The organism is Qipengyuania sp., from assembly GCF_965277845.1.
Lineage (GTDB): Bacteria > Pseudomonadota > Alphaproteobacteria > Sphingomonadales > Sphingomonadaceae > Qipengyuania.
In genome coordinates this window covers 310,910-326,379 of sequence record NZ_OZ255844.1, presented here as the reverse complement: position 1 = coordinate 326,379, position 15,470 = coordinate 310,910, and the positions used below count along the sequence as shown (strand labels likewise).

At 63.1% G+C, this 15,470-nt stretch carries 14 protein-coding genes; 12 read left to right on the top strand and 2 right to left on the bottom strand.

Features of this window, described 5'->3' with window-relative positions:
• The first annotated feature begins 1 nt into the window (after window position 1).
• The 7 genes from ACQY4G_RS01640 (at window position 2) to ACQY4G_RS01610 (ending at window position 6,461) form a co-directional block, all read left to right on the top strand.
• Complete coding sequence (locus ACQY4G_RS01640) at window positions 2-592, top strand: flavin reductase family protein (RefSeq protein WP_067694125.1); 591 nt, start codon at window positions 2-4, stop codon at window positions 590-592.
• Between the two features lie 59 nt (window positions 593-651).
• The gene (locus ACQY4G_RS01635) at window positions 652-1,629 is read left to right on the top strand and encodes an NAD(P)H-dependent flavin oxidoreductase (RefSeq protein WP_067694129.1); all 978 of its coding nucleotides are present in this window, start codon (window positions 652-654) and stop codon (window positions 1,627-1,629) included.
• Between the two features lie 32 nt (window positions 1,630-1,661).
• On the top strand, window positions 1,662-2,471 hold the full coding sequence (locus ACQY4G_RS01630; RefSeq protein ID WP_421992585.1) for a CPBP family intramembrane glutamic endopeptidase: 810 nt from the start codon (window positions 1,662-1,664) through the stop codon (window positions 2,469-2,471).
• Between the two features lie 72 nt (window positions 2,472-2,543).
• Window positions 2,544-3,686: an acyl-CoA dehydrogenase family protein gene (locus ACQY4G_RS01625; RefSeq protein WP_067694137.1), complete on the top strand. Its 1,143-nt coding sequence runs from the start codon at window positions 2,544-2,546 to the stop codon at window positions 3,684-3,686.
• 13 nt (window positions 3,687-3,699) lie between these two features.
• Window positions 3,700-4,437 carry an SDR family NAD(P)-dependent oxidoreductase gene (locus tag ACQY4G_RS01620; RefSeq protein WP_421992583.1) on the top strand — a complete coding sequence of 246 codons (738 nt, stop codon included), beginning with the start codon at window positions 3,700-3,702 and terminating at the stop codon, window positions 4,435-4,437.
• Window positions 4,438-4,656: 219 nt separating this feature from the next.
• Window positions 4,657-5,679, top strand: coding sequence for an aldo/keto reductase (locus ACQY4G_RS01615; RefSeq protein WP_421992581.1), 1,023 nt, complete (start codon window positions 4,657-4,659; stop codon window positions 5,677-5,679).
• A 104-nt stretch (window positions 5,680-5,783) separates the two neighbouring features.
• On the top strand, window positions 5,784-6,461 hold the full coding sequence (locus tag ACQY4G_RS01610; RefSeq protein ID WP_421992579.1) for a response regulator transcription factor: 678 nt from the start codon (window positions 5,784-5,786) through the stop codon (window positions 6,459-6,461).
• Between the two features lie 113 nt (window positions 6,462-6,574).
• Here ACQY4G_RS01610 and ACQY4G_RS01605 read toward each other — a convergent pair whose 3' ends face one another.
• Window positions 6,575-9,322: a TonB-dependent receptor domain-containing protein gene (locus tag ACQY4G_RS01605; RefSeq protein WP_421992577.1), complete on the bottom strand. Its 2,748-nt coding sequence runs from the start codon at window positions 9,320-9,322 to the stop codon at window positions 6,575-6,577.
• A gap of 127 nt (window positions 9,323-9,449) precedes the next feature.
• Entirely contained in the window at window positions 9,450-11,018 is a 1,569-nt protein-coding gene (locus ACQY4G_RS01600; RefSeq protein WP_421992575.1) for a hypothetical protein, read from the bottom strand.
• 266 nt (window positions 11,019-11,284) lie between these two features.
• On the opposite strand from ACQY4G_RS01600, the gene ACQY4G_RS01595 reads away from it, so the two are divergent.
• The 5 genes from ACQY4G_RS01595 to ACQY4G_RS01575 all read left to right on the top strand — a co-directional run bounded on the left by ACQY4G_RS01595 (window position 11,285) and on the right by ACQY4G_RS01575 (window position 15,468).
• Window positions 11,285-11,668 carry a hypothetical protein gene (locus tag ACQY4G_RS01595; protein WP_067694155.1) on the top strand — a complete coding sequence of 128 codons (384 nt, stop codon included), beginning with the start codon at window positions 11,285-11,287 and terminating at the stop codon, window positions 11,666-11,668.
• 152 nt (window positions 11,669-11,820) lie between these two features.
• Window positions 11,821-12,450 carry a lytic transglycosylase domain-containing protein gene (locus ACQY4G_RS01590; protein WP_067694158.1) on the top strand — a complete coding sequence of 210 codons (630 nt, stop codon included), beginning with the start codon at window positions 11,821-11,823 and terminating at the stop codon, window positions 12,448-12,450.
• Window positions 12,451-12,454: 4 nt separating this feature from the next.
• Entirely contained in the window at window positions 12,455-12,754 is a 300-nt protein-coding gene (locus ACQY4G_RS01585; protein ID WP_291172450.1) for a TrbC/VirB2 family protein, read from the top strand.
• 1 nt (window position 12,755) lies between these two features.
• A complete protein-coding gene (locus ACQY4G_RS01580; protein WP_067694164.1) occupies window positions 12,756-13,040 on the top strand; it encodes a type IV secretion system protein VirB3 in 285 nt (94 codons plus the stop codon).
• Window positions 13,030-15,468: a VirB4 family type IV secretion/conjugal transfer ATPase gene (locus tag ACQY4G_RS01575; protein WP_421992573.1), complete on the top strand. Its 2,439-nt coding sequence runs from the start codon at window positions 13,030-13,032 to the stop codon at window positions 15,466-15,468. The genes ACQY4G_RS01580 and ACQY4G_RS01575 overlap by 11 nt, the downstream gene beginning before the upstream one ends.
• Window positions 15,469-15,470: the final 2 nt, after the last annotated feature.

The following is a 15,470-nucleotide window of genomic DNA, read 5'->3' as shown; positions in this document are numbered from 1 at the left end:
CATGTTCGATCCGCTGGCCTTCCGCAATGCACTGGGTTCCTTCGCCACCGGTGTGACCATTGTCACTGCGCGCGATGATTCCGGAAAGCCGGTCGGACTTACGGCCAACAGCTTCAACTCGGTAAGTCTCGATCCCCCGATGGTGCTGTGGAGTCTTTCGCTCCATTCGGGCAGCCTGTCGGTGTTCCGCGATGCCGATAACTGGGCGGTGCACGTTCTTGCAGCCGACCAGCAGACGATGTCGGATCGCTTCGCGAGGCCGGGACGCGACAAGTTCGATGGGCTGGACATGGCAGACGGTCCGGAAGGCGCGCCGCTGCTCGAAGGCTGCGCAGCTCGCTTCGGATGCCGCGCGCGGTTCGAATACGAAGGCGGCGATCACGCCATCTTCCTAGGCGAAGTAATCGATTTCGACCGGCGCGAGGCCGAGCCGCTCATTTATCACGGCGGGCAATACGGGCGCATCATGCGGCCCCCGTCGGGACAGGACCTCGAACGTGAGGGGCTCGCCGAAAAGAGCGCCTCGGGACTTTCCCTTACGGAACGCGGCAGCCAGTTGCTCGCCGCGCTGCAGGCGGTGGCGAAGCGCTAGACTCGGCGCGCTCGTCCCGATACCGGTTGCGAAAAGCAACCAAGGGAAGAGGCAGCATCATGAAAACCCGCATTACCGAAATGTTCGGCATCGAGCATCCGATCATCCAGGGCGGCATGCACTATGTCGGGTTTGCGGAGATGGCGGCGGCGGTTTCCAATGCGGGCGGCCTCGGCATCATTACCGGTCTCACTCAGGGCACCCCCGAAAAGCTTGCCGACGAGATCGCGAAATGCCGCGACATGACCGACAAGCCCTTCGGTGTGAACCTGACCTTCCTGCCCACGGTCAACGCGCCCGACTATCCCGGGCTGGTCCGCGTCATCATCGAGGGCGGGGTCAAGGTGGTCGAAACCGCGGGCAACAATCCGCAGCAAGTCCTGCCCTATTTCAAGGACGCCGGGGTCAAGGTGATCCACAAATGCACCAGCGTGCGCCACAGCCTGAAAGCGCAGTCGATCGGCTGCGACGCGGTCAGCGTCGACGGCTTCGAATGTGGCGGTCACCCTGGTGAGGACGACATCCCCAACATGATCCTGCTGCCCCGCGCGGCGGACGAACTGGAAATTCCCTTCGTCGCCAGCGGCGGCATGGCCGATGCGCGCAGCCTCGTCGCCAGCCTTGCGATGGGAGCCGACGGTATGAACATGGGCACGCGCTTCATCGCGACACAGGAAGCGCCGGTGCACGAGAATGTGAAGAAGGCGATTGTCGCCGCTTCCGAGCTCGACACAAGGCTGGTCATGCGCCCCTTGCGCAATACCGAACGCGTGATGACCAACGATGCAGTCGAGGAATTGCTACAGATCGAGAAGGAGAAGGGCTCCGACCTCAAGTTCGAGGATATCATCGAACAGGTAGCAGGCGTCTATCCGAGGATCATGATGGAAGGCGACATGGACGCGGGCGCCTGGTCGTGTGGCATGGTCGCGGGTCTCATCAACGATATCCCGACCTGTAAGGAACTGATCGATAGCATCATGGCCGAGGCAGAAACCCTGATCCGCCAGCGCCTGACCGGTTTCCTCGACGGCTGATCCGTTTCGTCCGATACAAGGATGCAATTTTTATGAATTCGATCGCTGCGGCCGACCGGCCCGCATGGGCGGCGCTGGTTCTGCCCATTGTCTTGCTGGGGGCAAGCATGCTGCTGTTCGTCGCCGTCGGGGCGGCGGACTATCCCGGCAAGATCGCCAAGGAGATGGGACACAGCACGGCGCAGCTGGCGATTGCCGCTGCGCTGGTATTCCTGCTTCACCGGACCGGACTTGCCCGCGAGGCCGGACTCACGCGTCCCGTGCGCGAATGGCCCCGGGGTTGGCCGCTCGCGGTGATTCCGATGGCGCTCATCGGGTTGATCAACCTGCTGTCGGTCGACGTGCAGGCACTCAGTTTCGACCTGCCGAGAGCCGCCGGCTGGCTTTACAACAGCATGTCGACCGGCCTGTTCGAGGAAATCCTGCTGCGCGGCTTTTGCTTCTACTATCTCTATCGCGCCTGGCAGAGCCGGCCCAATGCGCTGATCAAGGCGGGCATCGCGCAGGCGCTGATCTTCGGAATCGCGCATGCCTTCAATATTTTCCAGGCGCCGCTTGGCGATGTCGTTCCGCAGGTCGTCTATGCTACCTTGCTGGGGATCGGCTTTGCCGGGATCGCAGCCTACACGCGCAGCTTGTGGCCGGTGATCGGCATCCATGCGTTCATCAATGCGATGGGCGATCTCGACGTGTTTTTCGGTGTCGAGAGCTCCGCGGAAGCGGGCAGTGCGTCGGGCTATGTCGTCGCGATCGTGATCATTTTCGTGGTCTCTACGCTTCCCGGACTGGCCATGTTGCGGCGTCGGCAGGCGCAGATCGACGGAGCAACGCCGGATGCGTGATTTACTAGACCGCCGACGTGGGGCATCGTCGCCCGTGACCCATCTCCCGCCCCGGAATTGAGGAGCTTTCGCATGCTCGATACCAGCTATCGCACCGCCTACAATGAAGACCACGAGGCCTTTCGAGATACCGTGCGCAAGGTCTTCGCCGAGCACATGACGCCCTATCTCGACCAGCACGAGGAAGAGGGCATAGTTCCCCGCTCGGCGTGGAAGGCGCTGGGCGAGGCGGGCATGCTGTGCCCGACGGTCAAGGAAGAGAATGGCGGGCTGGGCCTCGATTTCGGCTTCAACTGCGTGCTGTGCGAAGAACTGTCCTACCTCGGCAGTTCGGCCGGTTTCACGCTGCAGAACGACATCACTGCGAACTACATCGAACGTCTCGGCACCGACGAGCAGCGCGCCAAATATCTACCGGGCATGGTTTCGGGCGATGTCATAACCGCGATCGCCATGACAGAGCCGGGCGCAGGCAGCGATTTGCAGGGCATTCGCACCACCGCGATCAAGGACGGCAACCATCTCGTGGTGAACGGGTCGAAGACCTACATCACCAATGGCCAGAATGCCGATATGGTGATCGTCGTCGCCAAGACCGATCCCTCGCAGGGCGCCAAGGGCACCACGCTGGTACTGGTCGATGCCGATACCGAAGGCTTCGAGCGCGGGCGCAATCTCGACAAGATCGGCCAGCATTCGGCCGACACGTCCGAGCTGTTCTTCAACGATTGCCGTGTGCCTATGACCAATATCCTCGGCGGCGAGGGACGCGGCTTCATTCATTTGATGGAAGAACTGCCGCAGGAACGGCTTGGCATTGCCGTCGGCGCACAGGCCGCCGCGCAGCGCGCTTTCGACGAGGCGGTGAACTTCACCAAGGACCGCAAGGCTTTCGGCAGAACCGTGTTCGAATTCCAGAACACCAAATTCGTCCTCGCCGACCTCAAGGCCAAGCTGCAGGTCGGCTGGGCGCATCTCGACTGGGCGATCAAAAAGCACCTCGCTGGCGAACTCACCACGGACGAGGCGAGTGCGGCGAAGCTATGGCACACCGATCTGCAGTGGGAGGCCTGCGACAAGGCGCTGCAACTGCATGGCGGGGCGGGCTATATGAACGAATACACCATCGCCCGCCTGTGGCGCGATGCGCGCGTGACCCGCATCTTCGGCGGCACCAACGAGATCATGAAGGAAGTGATCAGCCGCTCGATCTGAAGGAGAGCAGCCAATGGCCGATCCGCTCGATTTTTCCGGACAGACCGTTCTGGTCGTCGGTGGTTCGAGCGGGATCGGCAACGGCATCGCCCACGGTTTCCGAGAGCGGGGCGCCGAGGTTCATGTGACCGGCAGGCGGCCCACAGCCGAGGATTACGCGGGAGAAAAAGGCAGCGATCTCGCCGGCCTCATCTTCCATTCGCTCGACGTCGCGCAGGCCGGGGCGGTTGAATCGATTGTGCTGCCCGCAGGGCTCGATGTGGTGGTCCTTTGCCAGGGCACCGTGCGCTATGGCCGCGAGGAATTCGAGCGGCCCGGCTGGGACGCGGTGATGGAGGTCAACCTCAATTCGCTGATGGACTGTGCGCGCATCGTGCGTCCGAAACTGGCGGAAAATGGCGGCTCGCTGATAATCGTCAGCTCGGTCGGGGCCTATCACGCGATGATCGGCAATCCGGCCTACGCCGCCAGCAAGGCGGGCGCGGCAAGTCTCGTCGGCAGCCTGGCACAGGCCTGGGCGGGCGAAGGAATTCGCGTCAACGGCATCGCACCGGGCCTGGTCCCGACCAAGCTGACGAAGGTGACGACCGATGACGAACAACGCGCCGCCGGTATAATTTCCCGCATCCCGGCGGGGCGCATGGGCACCCCGCAGGACATGGCGGGAGCCGCGCTGTTTCTCGCCTCGCCGCTGGCGGATTATGTCGTCGGCCAGACAATCCGCGTCGATGGCGGGATGACGCTCTCATGAACGTTGGATGGAGGCTTTCCTACTCCACCGGCGTTTGCGATGTGGACACCATGGAGCTGAGAGGCACTATGTTTTCGTCGCGCGCACCTTGTGTCACTTTTGCGGGATGACGATGTAAAACAACAAGTTGGCGGCGTTTTCAAGGGTGACGCAGTGTCACCTTTGTCACGCAGACCGGGCATGGAGAACGTTTCGCCGTCGCACAGGGAGGACCTACACATGGAATACGTCAATCTCGGCCCCTCGGGCCTCAAGGTTTCGCGTCTTTGCCTGGGCTGCATGAGCTATGGCGATACCAGCAAGGGATGGCACGGGGACTGGGTGCTGTCCGAGGAGGAAAGCCGCCCCTTCATTCGCGAGGCGCTGGAGGCGGGGATCAATTTCTTCGACACCGCCAACATGTATTCGCTCGGCGCGTCAGAAGAGGTCGTCGGACGCCTGCTCCCCCAATTCGCCCGGCGCGACGAAATCGTGGTTGCTACCAAGGCCTTCATGCCCTGGCGGCAGGCGCCCAATACCGGCGGCCTCTCGCGCAAGGCGCTGATGCAGGCGATCGACGACAGCCTGACACGGCTCGATATGGACTATGTCGACCTCTTCCAGATTCATCGCTGGGATACCGAAACCCCGATCGAGGAAACCATGGAGGCGCTGCACGATATCGTGAAGGCCGGCAAGGCGCGCTATATCGGTGCGTCCTCGATGTGGGCGTGGCAGTTTGCCAAGGCGCAGGAGGCTGCGAAAGGGAACGGTTGGACCCGCTTCATCTCGATGCAGAACCACGTCAACCTGCTCTACCGCGAGGAAGAGCGCGAAATGCTGCCATTGTGCGCCGATCAGGGCGTGGGAGTGATCCCGTGGAGCCCGCTTGCGCGTGGCAAGCTCGCGCGGGCCTGGGACGAAAGCACCGTTCGCAGCGAAACCGACGGTTTCGGCAAACTGCTCTATCGCCAGCAGGAAGAGGCAGATCGCGCCATCGTCGAGGCAGTCGGTGCGATTGCCGAGGAACGCGGCGTCTCGCGCGCGACTGTCGCGCTGGCCTGGCACTTCGCCAAGGAGGTCACCGCACCGATCATCGGGGCGACCAAGGACGGTCACATCGGCGCCGCGGTCGCCGCCATGGGTCTGGAGCTGACGGCGGAAGAAGTGCGTCGGCTCGAGGAGCCCTACATGCCGAAAGCACCGGTCGGCGTGGAAACCACCGTCCCGCGAGACTGGTCCGTTTCCGTTCGCGAAGATTAGAAAATTCGCCCTTTTTCGCGAAGTGTTACAATCGCGGAAAGGGGGTCACATACAAGTCACAAGACTGCGGCATCGCTGCCTTCGACAGGTGGGGTGATTGCCGCGTGCGCACGATTAACATTTTCCTGACCGACCCGATCGCGGGAGACCTTCCGGACTTCGACAACGGGGACATCCGATACGTTTTTGCCCGTCTCTATCCCGACGGGCCGAGACGGCTGGTCGAAGGGCCCGTCTGCGCCTTCGTCGACTGGGTCATGGACGACCTTTCCGGGCTGGAGATGTGCCGCCGCCTGCGCACCGATCCGCGTATGGAAGATGCGCATATAACCATCGTGCTCGAAGAAGACGATGCGGAAGACAAGCGGCGGGCATTGCGGGCGGGCGCGGACGATTACATCGTCGGCCCGATAGACCGCACTGCCGTCCTAGACCGGGTGATGGCGCTGCAGGTCGGCGGCGCGCAGCCGCGGGTCACTGAGCGCCTCGAGCTCGGCCAGTTGCTGGTCGATCTCGCCGCGTTGCAGGCACGCTGGAACGGCCAGGCACTCGACTTGCGGCCGAACGAATTCCGCTTGCTGCATTTCCTCGCCCAGAACCCGGATCGGGTATTGTCGCGCGCGGACCTGATCGCCGCTCTCGGCAAGCAGGAGCCGCCGATCGACGAGCGTACCGTGGATGTCTGGATCGGCCGCTTGCGCCGCGCCCTGCGCAAGGTGGGTGCCGGAGAGCGTGTGCGTACTGTGCGTTCGCTCGGATACGTATTCGATAGCTACGAGTGACACTGGCGTAGGATTGGGAGCTGCAACGGTCCCGGTTGAAACCAAGCGGGCATTTGCACCAAGAAAAGGGGGCCGCCCGAAGGCGGCCCCCGGGGTGTGAAGACTGTCTTCTCTCAGAACTCGGCGGAAAGCGATACGGCGAAGCTGCGACCGACGTCGTAGCTGTTGATCTCGATCCGGTTGGTGCCGTTGGTCTGGAATTCGAAGTGATCGCGACCCGTCAGATTGCGGGCTTCCAGCTTCAGTTCGAGATCGGTACCGGAGAGTTCGAAGCCCTGCCGCACCACGAAGTCGAGACGAAGGCCCGGATCTTCGACTATGTCGGGCAGTGCCGCCGTTCCGCGGCTGGTCACGCGCTCGCTGGCATAGCTCAACAGGAATGTGGCCTGGCTGATCTTGTCCAGATCCTCGATGCCGAGCTGCAGATTGACAAGGTGGTCCGACTGGCCCGTCAGTGGCACGCCGTCGCGGAAGAAGTTGGTCGCCGGCTGGTCCGCGAGCGGGAAGACCCGAGCGATATCGTTCGAACTGACCTGCAATTCCGAATTGGTGTAGGTATAGTTCGCGATGGCAACCAGGCGCTTGCTGTCCCACCAATCGCCCAGATTGTAGAGGTCCTTGTTCCACTGGAACTCGGCTTCCACACCGTAGAGCTGAGCCGAAGGAGCATTTGCAAAACCGCTGATCTGGTTGTTGTCCGAGAAGCTCGAGAAGATCTCGATCGGATTCTCGATATCCTTGTAGAAGCCGGCGACGCTCGCCTTGCTGCCCGAGCCCCAGTAATATTCGAGCCGTGCTTCGTAATTCGTCAGCTCGCTGTCGACCAGCGACGGGTTGCCGTTGAACTGGCGGTTGGTTTCCGGATCGAAATAGGTCTGGAAAATCAGTTCGCGGAACTGCGGGCGCGCGATCGTCTTCGATGCGTTCAGGCGCAGCTGGAGACTATCGGTCACTTCCCAGGTGAGCGTTGCGCCCGGCAGGAAGTAGTCGTTCTCGAGCAGGGTCGTATTGCCCGAACCGCTTGGCGTGCCGTCCAGGCCTAGCGGGATGACTTCCTGCGTGGCATCTTCGTAGCGCACGCCGACATCGAGCGAAACGCCGAGGGTCGGCTCGATCCGGGTCTGGACGTAGCCCGCCAGAATCTCGAGACCTGCGGCGAAGGCCGGGTCCGAACCGGTCGTATCGAAGATGGTATAGGTGAACGGTCCGATACCCGCGGCATCTTGTGCCACCGGATCGTAACCGAGTTCGATCAGCGAATCGCCGAGCAGGTTGTCCGGGCGGAAGGCGCCGAACACATCGGGGTAGCCGCCCGAGGCACGGATATCGAATTCGCGCCGCGAGGACAGCCGCTCGGTGTCGGTATAGGCACCGCCCACCGTCACTCCGAGCCAGTCCGCCAATTGGTAGCTCAGATCGACACCGCCGTAGTAAAGGTCTTCGGTCAGATCCGAGAATGCCACCACGGCGCCGCCGCGCTGCGGGTCGAGCGTATTGAGAAAGACGTTTCCGAGCGGATCGTTGGCATTGTTGGTACGCGTATAGGTGAACTCCCATTCATAGGGCGCTTCACGCTGTGTCTGGGCATAGCCGCCACGCAGGTCGACCGAAAGATCGCCGAATTCCAGTTCGCCGGTAAATTGCGTATCGAACAGCTGGCGCTCGTACCAGGCGGTGTCTTGGACCTGGTCGGTGTCGTCATTCTGGAAGTCGGTGCCCTCGGCGAGCGAGGCGCGCTTCAGGCTGTCCCGGATGAACAGGTTGACGATCCGGAAGCGATGCTCGCCAACCTCGAGGCCGAAGCCCAGCATGGCGTTCGCGAGGATGCGCTGGTCGGTGGTGAACTGGCGGAAGTCGGTGTCGAGATCGAGGTCCGTATTCACCGCGGTCTGGCGTGTGATGAACCGATTGCGCCACTTGTTGCTCAACGAAGCCGTGGCGATGATGCCGAAGCGGCCGTCGGAAAAGACGTCGAAGCTGGTTCCCGCGGTAATTCCGGTCGACCAGTTGGCTGGCAGATTGTCGGTGCTCTGCAGCAAAATCAGGTTGGGATCGCCCAGTTCGAGCAGGATCGAGCGCTGGTCGACGCTCGGGTCCGAGATAGGAACGCCGCTGTCGAGATAGTTCTGCAGCGCGGGCCGCGTGGTGCGGCGGCCATCGTCGAAACCGAACCAGTCGTAGCTCGACCCATAATAGGTGTAGCCGGTGCCGAAATTGGTTTCGCTGTCTCCGGAAATCCCGGCGCTGATCTTGATGAAGCTTTCTTCGGGAACGGCGCGCGTGGTGAGGTTGATCACGCCGCCGCCGAATTCGCCGGGGAAGTTCGCCGAATAGGTTTTTTGAACCAGGCTCGATGCGATGATGCTGGTGGGAAAGATATCCAGCGGCACGACGCGGCTGAGGGGCTGCGGCGACGGCAACGGGAGACCGTTGAGGAGCGCAAGCGAGTAACGATCGCCCAGGCCGCGAACGAAGACGAGGCCGTTGCCTACGGTCGACAGGCCTGTGACCCGGGTCAGCGCGCCGGCGATGTCGCCTTCGCCGGTGCGGGCGATGCTGGCGCTGTCAAGGACCGAGACGACCTGCGAGGATGCGCGAGTCACGTCCTGGCGACGGCGTCCGGTCACGACGATGGCGCCGCCGGGGACGGAAATCTCGGGCTCCTCGAACTCTTCCTCGGCTGGCGTGTCGTCGATACCCTCGACCTGTTGTGCCAGGGCGGCGTCGGTCGCGGGGTCTTCTTCGGCGGGAACGCCTTCGGCGCCGGTGCCTATGCCCGTTTCCTGGGCATAGGCGGCGCCGGGAATGGTGAGCGCGGTGGTGAGCAGGAGCAGCGCGGTTAGCTGCTTGCCGGTCGACATGGTTCGAGACCCCCTCATGTTCAGGCCTTTGAAAACTGTGTGGAGCCCTGCGATGGCTCCCGTGCGAAAAAGCGAAGAAGGCCGCGGGACGCACGATATGCGTGCGTCCCGCGGCCTCTGGTGCCGATTAGTAGACCGGCAGGCTCGAGCAATCGGACACGGCGGCGTCGAAGGTCACCGTGGCCGAGTTGCAGGTCCAGCCCTGAATCCAGGTGTCGTTGCCCGGATAGGCCGCGCCGATGTTGGTCGGCAGCGTGAAGAACGCATCCAGCGAGGTCGGATCGAACACGGCGACCCCATTCTCGTTGGCGCCGTTGACGAAGGTCATCGTCAGCGTGTTGGTGAAGCCCGAATCGTTGTTCGAGCCGGCATCGTAGATCGCCTGCGTCTGGGCGGCGGTGACTCCGTCGCTACCGTCGCGGAAGTCGACATCGCAATCCATCACGAAGCTTTCGAAGACCGGCGGGCCGTCTTCGTCGGGCCCTGCGCCGGCAGCGCGGATCGTTTCGGGAAGGTCGAGACGCAGGCAGGGCGTTCCGCCGGTCTGGTCGACCAGAACCGAGTTCACGATGGCGAAATCGGCGCCGCCGCGGATGCGGATGGCCTGATCCTGCTCGGCGCCATTGTGGATGAAGGTCGCATTCGAGATCTGCGTCTTCTGGCGCGGGGTCTGCTCTTCGAGGCCGTTGTTCGAGTCAGCTTCGATGATCGTGTCGCCGACACCGGGGCGTTGAACCACGATAACATTCTGCATGTTGGACTTGACGCCGGTATCGGTGTCGAGGCTGTCGTCTTCCGCACCGACGACGATCAGGTTCCGCACGTCGAACTGGCCGCCGAAAAACTCGACGCCGTCATCCGAGCTGTTGTAGCTCATGATGTTGCTGATGCTGGTACCGCTGCCGACACCGCCGGTGGTCAGGGCCTGCAGTTCGTTGTCGCCCGAAAGGACGAAACCGGAATAGCGAATCTGCACGTAGTCGAGGTTCCCCGAGTCGTCGTCGGGGGTAGCACCGCCGAACAGGGCAGGCTGAGCCGCGCCTTCGACCTGGCGTTCGCAGGCGACGGTGCCCGGCGTGGCGCCGGGTGCGCCGCAGTCGGTAACCGGTGCGCGGCCGGAAAGGACGAGACCGCCCCACTGGCCCGACGAGTTGACGGTATTGAGCCCTTGGACGTTGTCGCGGCTGGTGAAGATGATCGGGCGTGCGGCAGTACCGACGGCCTGGATCGTGTTTCCGCGGTTGACGTTCATCCAGCCCGAACCCGACGAGAAGAGGATGACGCCCGGCTCGATGGTCAGCTCGACATCGGTATCGGCACCGGTATCGGCTGGGCCGCCATCGGTGCCGACGTCGACACGTCCATTGATGCGATAAAGCAGGCCGTTGATGAAGGGCAGGGTGGACGAAGCGGCGAAGCGCTCCGGCAGTTCACACACGCGGTAAGTGCCGGTCGGGCCCGAAATGGTTCCGGTGTCGGTCAGGCCGACGGGGTCCGAGATGGTCGGGCAACCGGCAGCCGGAGTGACCAGCGTCGACGTCGGGGTCGGCGTCGGGGTCGGCGTGGGTGCCGGGGTATTGGTGTTGTTGATGGTGATGTTCCCGCCGGTGCCCGGCGAGACGATTTCGTCGGCGCCGCAGCTGGCGAGAGCCAGAGCGGAGCAGCCGAGAACGAGCGAACGATGGAAATTGGTCACGGGTAACGGTCCCCTCAAAAACCGGATGAATCGAAATGCGAATTCGTTGATCGCGAATCGTCCGCTAGGGGTGCTTCGTGACACTTTTTATCGTTTCGTGACCGTTGTGTTGCAAAACCGGCAAATGGCACGACGAACCGAGCCGGTTCTCGAAAATACCTTTGCCGGCGCTAGAAATTTCAGTTTTGTGACAATGTTACGGAATTGTTGCAGTCGCTTTGGGCGGGGTTCATAACAGCTCTCAGAACAGGAAAGGGAGAGCTGTCATGGCGATCATTACCAGCGTTGCTTTGGCCCTTCTCGTGCAGGGTCCCGTCGACGCGGCCAAGACGCCGCAGGCCGAATATGACGTCGGCTACGAAGAACTCGTCGCGAACGACAATCTTGCGGCGCGCGAAATCATCGAAAACTCGGATGAATTGGCCGAAGATGATCCGGCACGGTTGATCAACCACGGCATCGCCCTCGCGCGCACAGGCAACTATGAGGCGGCGCGCGCCGCGTTCGAGGCCGCAGCCAGCGCCCGCAACAGCGTCGAGCTTGAAACCGCACAAGGCAAATGGGTGGATTCGCGCCGCCTTGCCCGCAAGGCCCTGGCAATGCTCGATAAGGGCGAATTTGCCCGCTATTACGCACTGTCGCTTCGCTAAGTCCGCGCGAGATCACCGAACCAACAGGCCCGCCTTCCTTTTTTGCGGAAGGTGGGCCAATTCGTATCGGCCGCGATAGTTTCCTCCACAATTCAGCTTTTTGTCACCCGCCTGTCATGTAGTATCCTCAATGGGGCCGCACGGAGGGTGCAATGATTCTCGCACGCTTGGCGCTGGTTTTGGGATTGTCCTGCGCAGCGCTTTCCGCCTTTCCTGCAAAGGCGGATGTCATGGAGATCGACGCGGACGGAGCGCGCTGGGTGACCGGCGGGGGCACCGCCCTTCCTGCTGCGCAGAACGAGTTGGCGGCGTCCGGACCGCTGGCAGAAGTCCCTGCGGATCTTGTCGTTCCCGACATCGCGGTCGCAGATCCCGTCGAACATGCCCGGCTGGTGCCCGAGGGATACAAGGCGAAAGTGGCCGAACTGGCCGCGCGTTTCGACCTCAGCCCGACGCTGATCGAGGCTGTCGTGTGGCAGGAGAGCCGCTGGCGTGCCAATGCGGTATCGCCGGTCGGTGCCCGGGGTCTTGCCCAACTGATGCCCGGCACCGCGCGCGATCTCGGCGTCGACCCCGACGATCCCTTCGCCAATCTCGAAGGTGGGGCGCGCTATCTGCGCGAACAGCTCGACCGGTTCGACGGCGATCTCGAGAAAGCGCTAGCCGCCTACAATGCCGGACCCGGACGCGTCATTCGTGCGGGCGGCATTCCCCGCATTCGCGAAACACAGCATTATGTGGCGGCCATCATGGGCCGTCTGTCAGACCATTCACGGGAGTAGATAATTGAGTCGCAAGTTTACCGTTCCGGCAGCTCTTGCCGCATTGACGACCCCCAGCGCAGCGTTTGCGCAGGCTGCCGATCCGGCAGGGTCGGGCCCCATCGTCGCAGCGCTTGGCTGGCTGCAGGGGACCTTGCTCGGCAATGTCGCCACCGCGGTTGCAGTAATGGCCGTGGCGGCAGTCGGTTTCATGATGCTGACCGGGCGCCTCAACTGGCGTTTCGGCGCGACCGTGATCATCGGCGTGTTCATCCTGTTCGGTGCGGCTTCGATCGTCGCCGGTATTCAGGGCGTGGCGAGCTAGCATGACCGCGCTCGTCCGCCATCCCGTTCACCGCGCATTGACGCGCCCGCAGATGTTCGCGGGGGTGACATATAACTATTTCATCATCAACGGGATGGTGACGACCGAGGCATTCCTGATCACCGGCAGCTGGCTGGCGTTGCTGGTCTTCGCCGTGATGCATGGCATCGGCTATTTCGCCTGCCTGCGCGAACCGCGCATTTTCGACCTGTGGATTACCAGGGTCAGTAAGTGCCCGCGGGTGAAAAACTACAAGCGCTGGGGGTGCAATTCCTATGCCGCGTAAAGAGAAATGGATGGGCGCTGCGGCGTGGAGCGCGAAGGAAGCGCGCGCCGGCGACCGCTTGCCCTATCTGCGCCTGATCGACGAAAGCACCATGCTGTTGCGTGACGGCAGTGTGATGACCGCGATTCAGGTCCCGGGCCTGCTGTTCGAGACCGAGGACAGCGAAGCGTTGAACGCCCATGCTGCGACGCGCGAAGTCGTGCTGCGTTCCACGCTCGATGCGCGTTTCGTTCTCTACCACCACGTCATCCGCCGCCGCGTTTCGGTGGAGCTGGAGGCGCAGTACCCCGATCCGATCAGCCGCCATATCGACGAGCGTTGGCGCGAGCGGCTCGGCTCGGGCCAGCTGTTCGTGAACGACCAATTCATTACACTGATCCGCCGGCCTGCACGCGGCAAGGCGGGGCTGGCCGAACGCATGAGCAAGAAGTTCAAGCGCGGTGGCGGCGAACGGCTCGAAGCCGATCCGAAGGACCTGCGCAGCCTGCGCGCCGCCTCGCAAGGATTGGTCGCCGCGCTTCAGGCCTATGGCGCGACCCCGCTCGGCGATTATGTCGGTCCGCAGGGTCATACCAATTCGGAAATGCTCGAGCTCTTGAGCGCGCTCTACAACGGCGAGATGCGCCCCGTGCGTAAGCCTGCCGACGATGTCGATCTGGGGCACATGCTGCCCTATCGCCGCGTCAGCTTCGGGCTCGATGCAATCGAGATGCGCGGTTCGGGCGCGCCCGATTTTGCCGCGATCCTGGGCCTCAAGGACTATCCCGAGGCGACTTCGCCGGGGTTGCTCGACAGCCTGCTGCGCCTACCGTTCGAAATGGTCGTGTCGGAAAGCTACGCGCCTGCCGAACGCCAGACCGCGCGCGAACGCATGGATCTCGCCATCCGGCGCCTGAAAAGCGCGGACGAGGAGGCCGCCGCCGAACGCGCCGACATGATGGCCGCGCGCGATGCGCTGGGAAACGGCGCGGTCGGCTTCGGCGACCATCACCTGACCGTCATGGTCAAGGAACAGGGTCTCGGCCGACTCGACGATGCCATGGCCGCCTGCGCCGCCGCACTCGCCGATACCGGCGCGATCGCGGTGCGCGAGGATACCAATTGCGAGCCCGCTTTCTGGGGACAGTTCCCGGGCAATGAGAGCTATCTCGTCCGCCGCGCGCTGATCTCAAGCGCCAATATGGCCAGCTTCGGGAGCCTGCACGGCTTCGCGCTCGGCCAGGCGCAGGGCAACCACTGGGGCGAGGCGGTTACGCTGCTGGAGACCACCAGCGCCACCCCGTTCTTCTTCAATTTTCACCACGGAGATCTCGGCAATTTCTCGGTCATCGGGCCCTCGGGTTCGGGCAAGACCGTGGTTATGAACTTCCTCGCCGCGCAGGCGCAGAAATTCAGCCCCCGCACCATCCTGTTCGACAAGGACCGTGGCGCGGAACTCTTTGTGCGCGGCATCGGCGGGCGCTACGACAGCATCCGTGCGGGTGAGCCGACCGGTTTCAACCCGCTCGCGCTGCCCGACACGCCGGGCAACAAGGCCTTCCTGCGCGACTGGCTGGGCGTGCTGCTCAAGGCCGAGGGGCCGGAGGAAGAGCAGACCATCGCAGGCGCGGTCGACGCGGCCTATGCCAACGATGCGTCGCTGCGCCGCCTGCGCCACTTCAAGGAATTGCTGTCGGGCAGCCGCCGCCCGCAGCCGGGCGACCTCGCGGATCGTCTCGGCGCATGGATCGGGGAAGGCGAACATGCCTGGATGTTCGACAATGCCGAGGACAGGCTCGACCTGACGAGCCGCGTGCTCGGCTTCGACATGACCGCGCTGCTTGAAAATCCCAAGCTGCGCACACCGACCATGATGTACCTCTTCCACCGCATCGAGGAACGGCTGGACGGCAAGCCGACCATGATCCTGATCGACGAGGGCTGGAAGGCACTCGACGACGAGGTCTTCGCCGCGCGCATCCGCGACTGGCTCAAGACGCTCAGAAAGCGCAACGCGCTGGTCGGTTTCGCCACGCAGTCGGCGCGAGACGCGCTCGAAAGCCGCATTTCGACCGCATTGGTCGAGCAGACCGCAACCATGGTGTTCATGCCCAATTCGCGCGCGCGGCCGGAAGATTACTGCGACGGCTTCGGCCTGACCGAGCACGAACTCGCGCTGATCCGAACGCTGCCGGCGCACAGCCGCTGCTTTCTAGTACGCCAGCCCGACGCCAGCGTGGTCGTGCGTCTCGACCTGTCCGGGGCGCCCGAAGTGCTGACACTGCTTTCGGGCCGTGAGAGTTCGGTTCGCCGCCTCGACCTGCTCCGCGAAGCATTGGGCGATGCGCCCAGCGAATGGTTCCCCGCGCTCACCGGCACCAAGTGGCCGGGCGGCGCCAACGACGAAGGGGAGGCGGGGGTCGAAGCCCTCGGCCTTGCCGCGGAGTGAGC

Excerpts from the sequence above, each read along its gene's own strand:
- ACQY4G_RS01640 (WP_067694125.1), top strand. The coding sequence starts at position 2 with ATGTTCGATCCGCTGGCCTTCCGCAATGCACTGGGTTCCTTCGCCACC.
- ACQY4G_RS01635 (WP_067694129.1), top strand. The coding sequence starts at position 652 with ATGAAAACCCGCATTACCGAAATGTTCGGCATCGAGCATCCGATCATC.
- ACQY4G_RS01630 (WP_421992585.1), top strand. The coding sequence starts at position 1,662 with ATGAATTCGATCGCTGCGGCCGACCGGCCCGCATGGGCGGCGCTGGTT.
- ACQY4G_RS01625 (WP_067694137.1), top strand. The coding sequence starts at position 2,544 with ATGCTCGATACCAGCTATCGCACCGCCTACAATGAAGACCACGAGGCC.
- ACQY4G_RS01620 (WP_421992583.1), top strand. The coding sequence starts at position 3,700 with ATGGCCGATCCGCTCGATTTTTCCGGACAGACCGTTCTGGTCGTCGGT.
- ACQY4G_RS01615 (WP_421992581.1), top strand. The coding sequence starts at position 4,657 with ATGGAATACGTCAATCTCGGCCCCTCGGGCCTCAAGGTTTCGCGTCTT.
- ACQY4G_RS01605 (WP_421992577.1), bottom strand. The coding sequence starts at position 9,322 with ATGTCGACCGGCAAGCAGCTAACCGCGCTGCTCCTGCTCACCACCGCG.
- ACQY4G_RS01595 (WP_067694155.1), top strand. The coding sequence starts at position 11,285 with ATGGCGATCATTACCAGCGTTGCTTTGGCCCTTCTCGTGCAGGGTCCC.
- ACQY4G_RS01590 (WP_067694158.1), top strand. The coding sequence starts at position 11,821 with ATGATTCTCGCACGCTTGGCGCTGGTTTTGGGATTGTCCTGCGCAGCG.
- ACQY4G_RS01580 (WP_067694164.1), top strand. The coding sequence starts at position 12,756 with ATGACCGCGCTCGTCCGCCATCCCGTTCACCGCGCATTGACGCGCCCG.
- ACQY4G_RS01575 (WP_421992573.1), top strand. The coding sequence starts at position 13,030 with ATGCCGCGTAAAGAGAAATGGATGGGCGCTGCGGCGTGGAGCGCGAAG.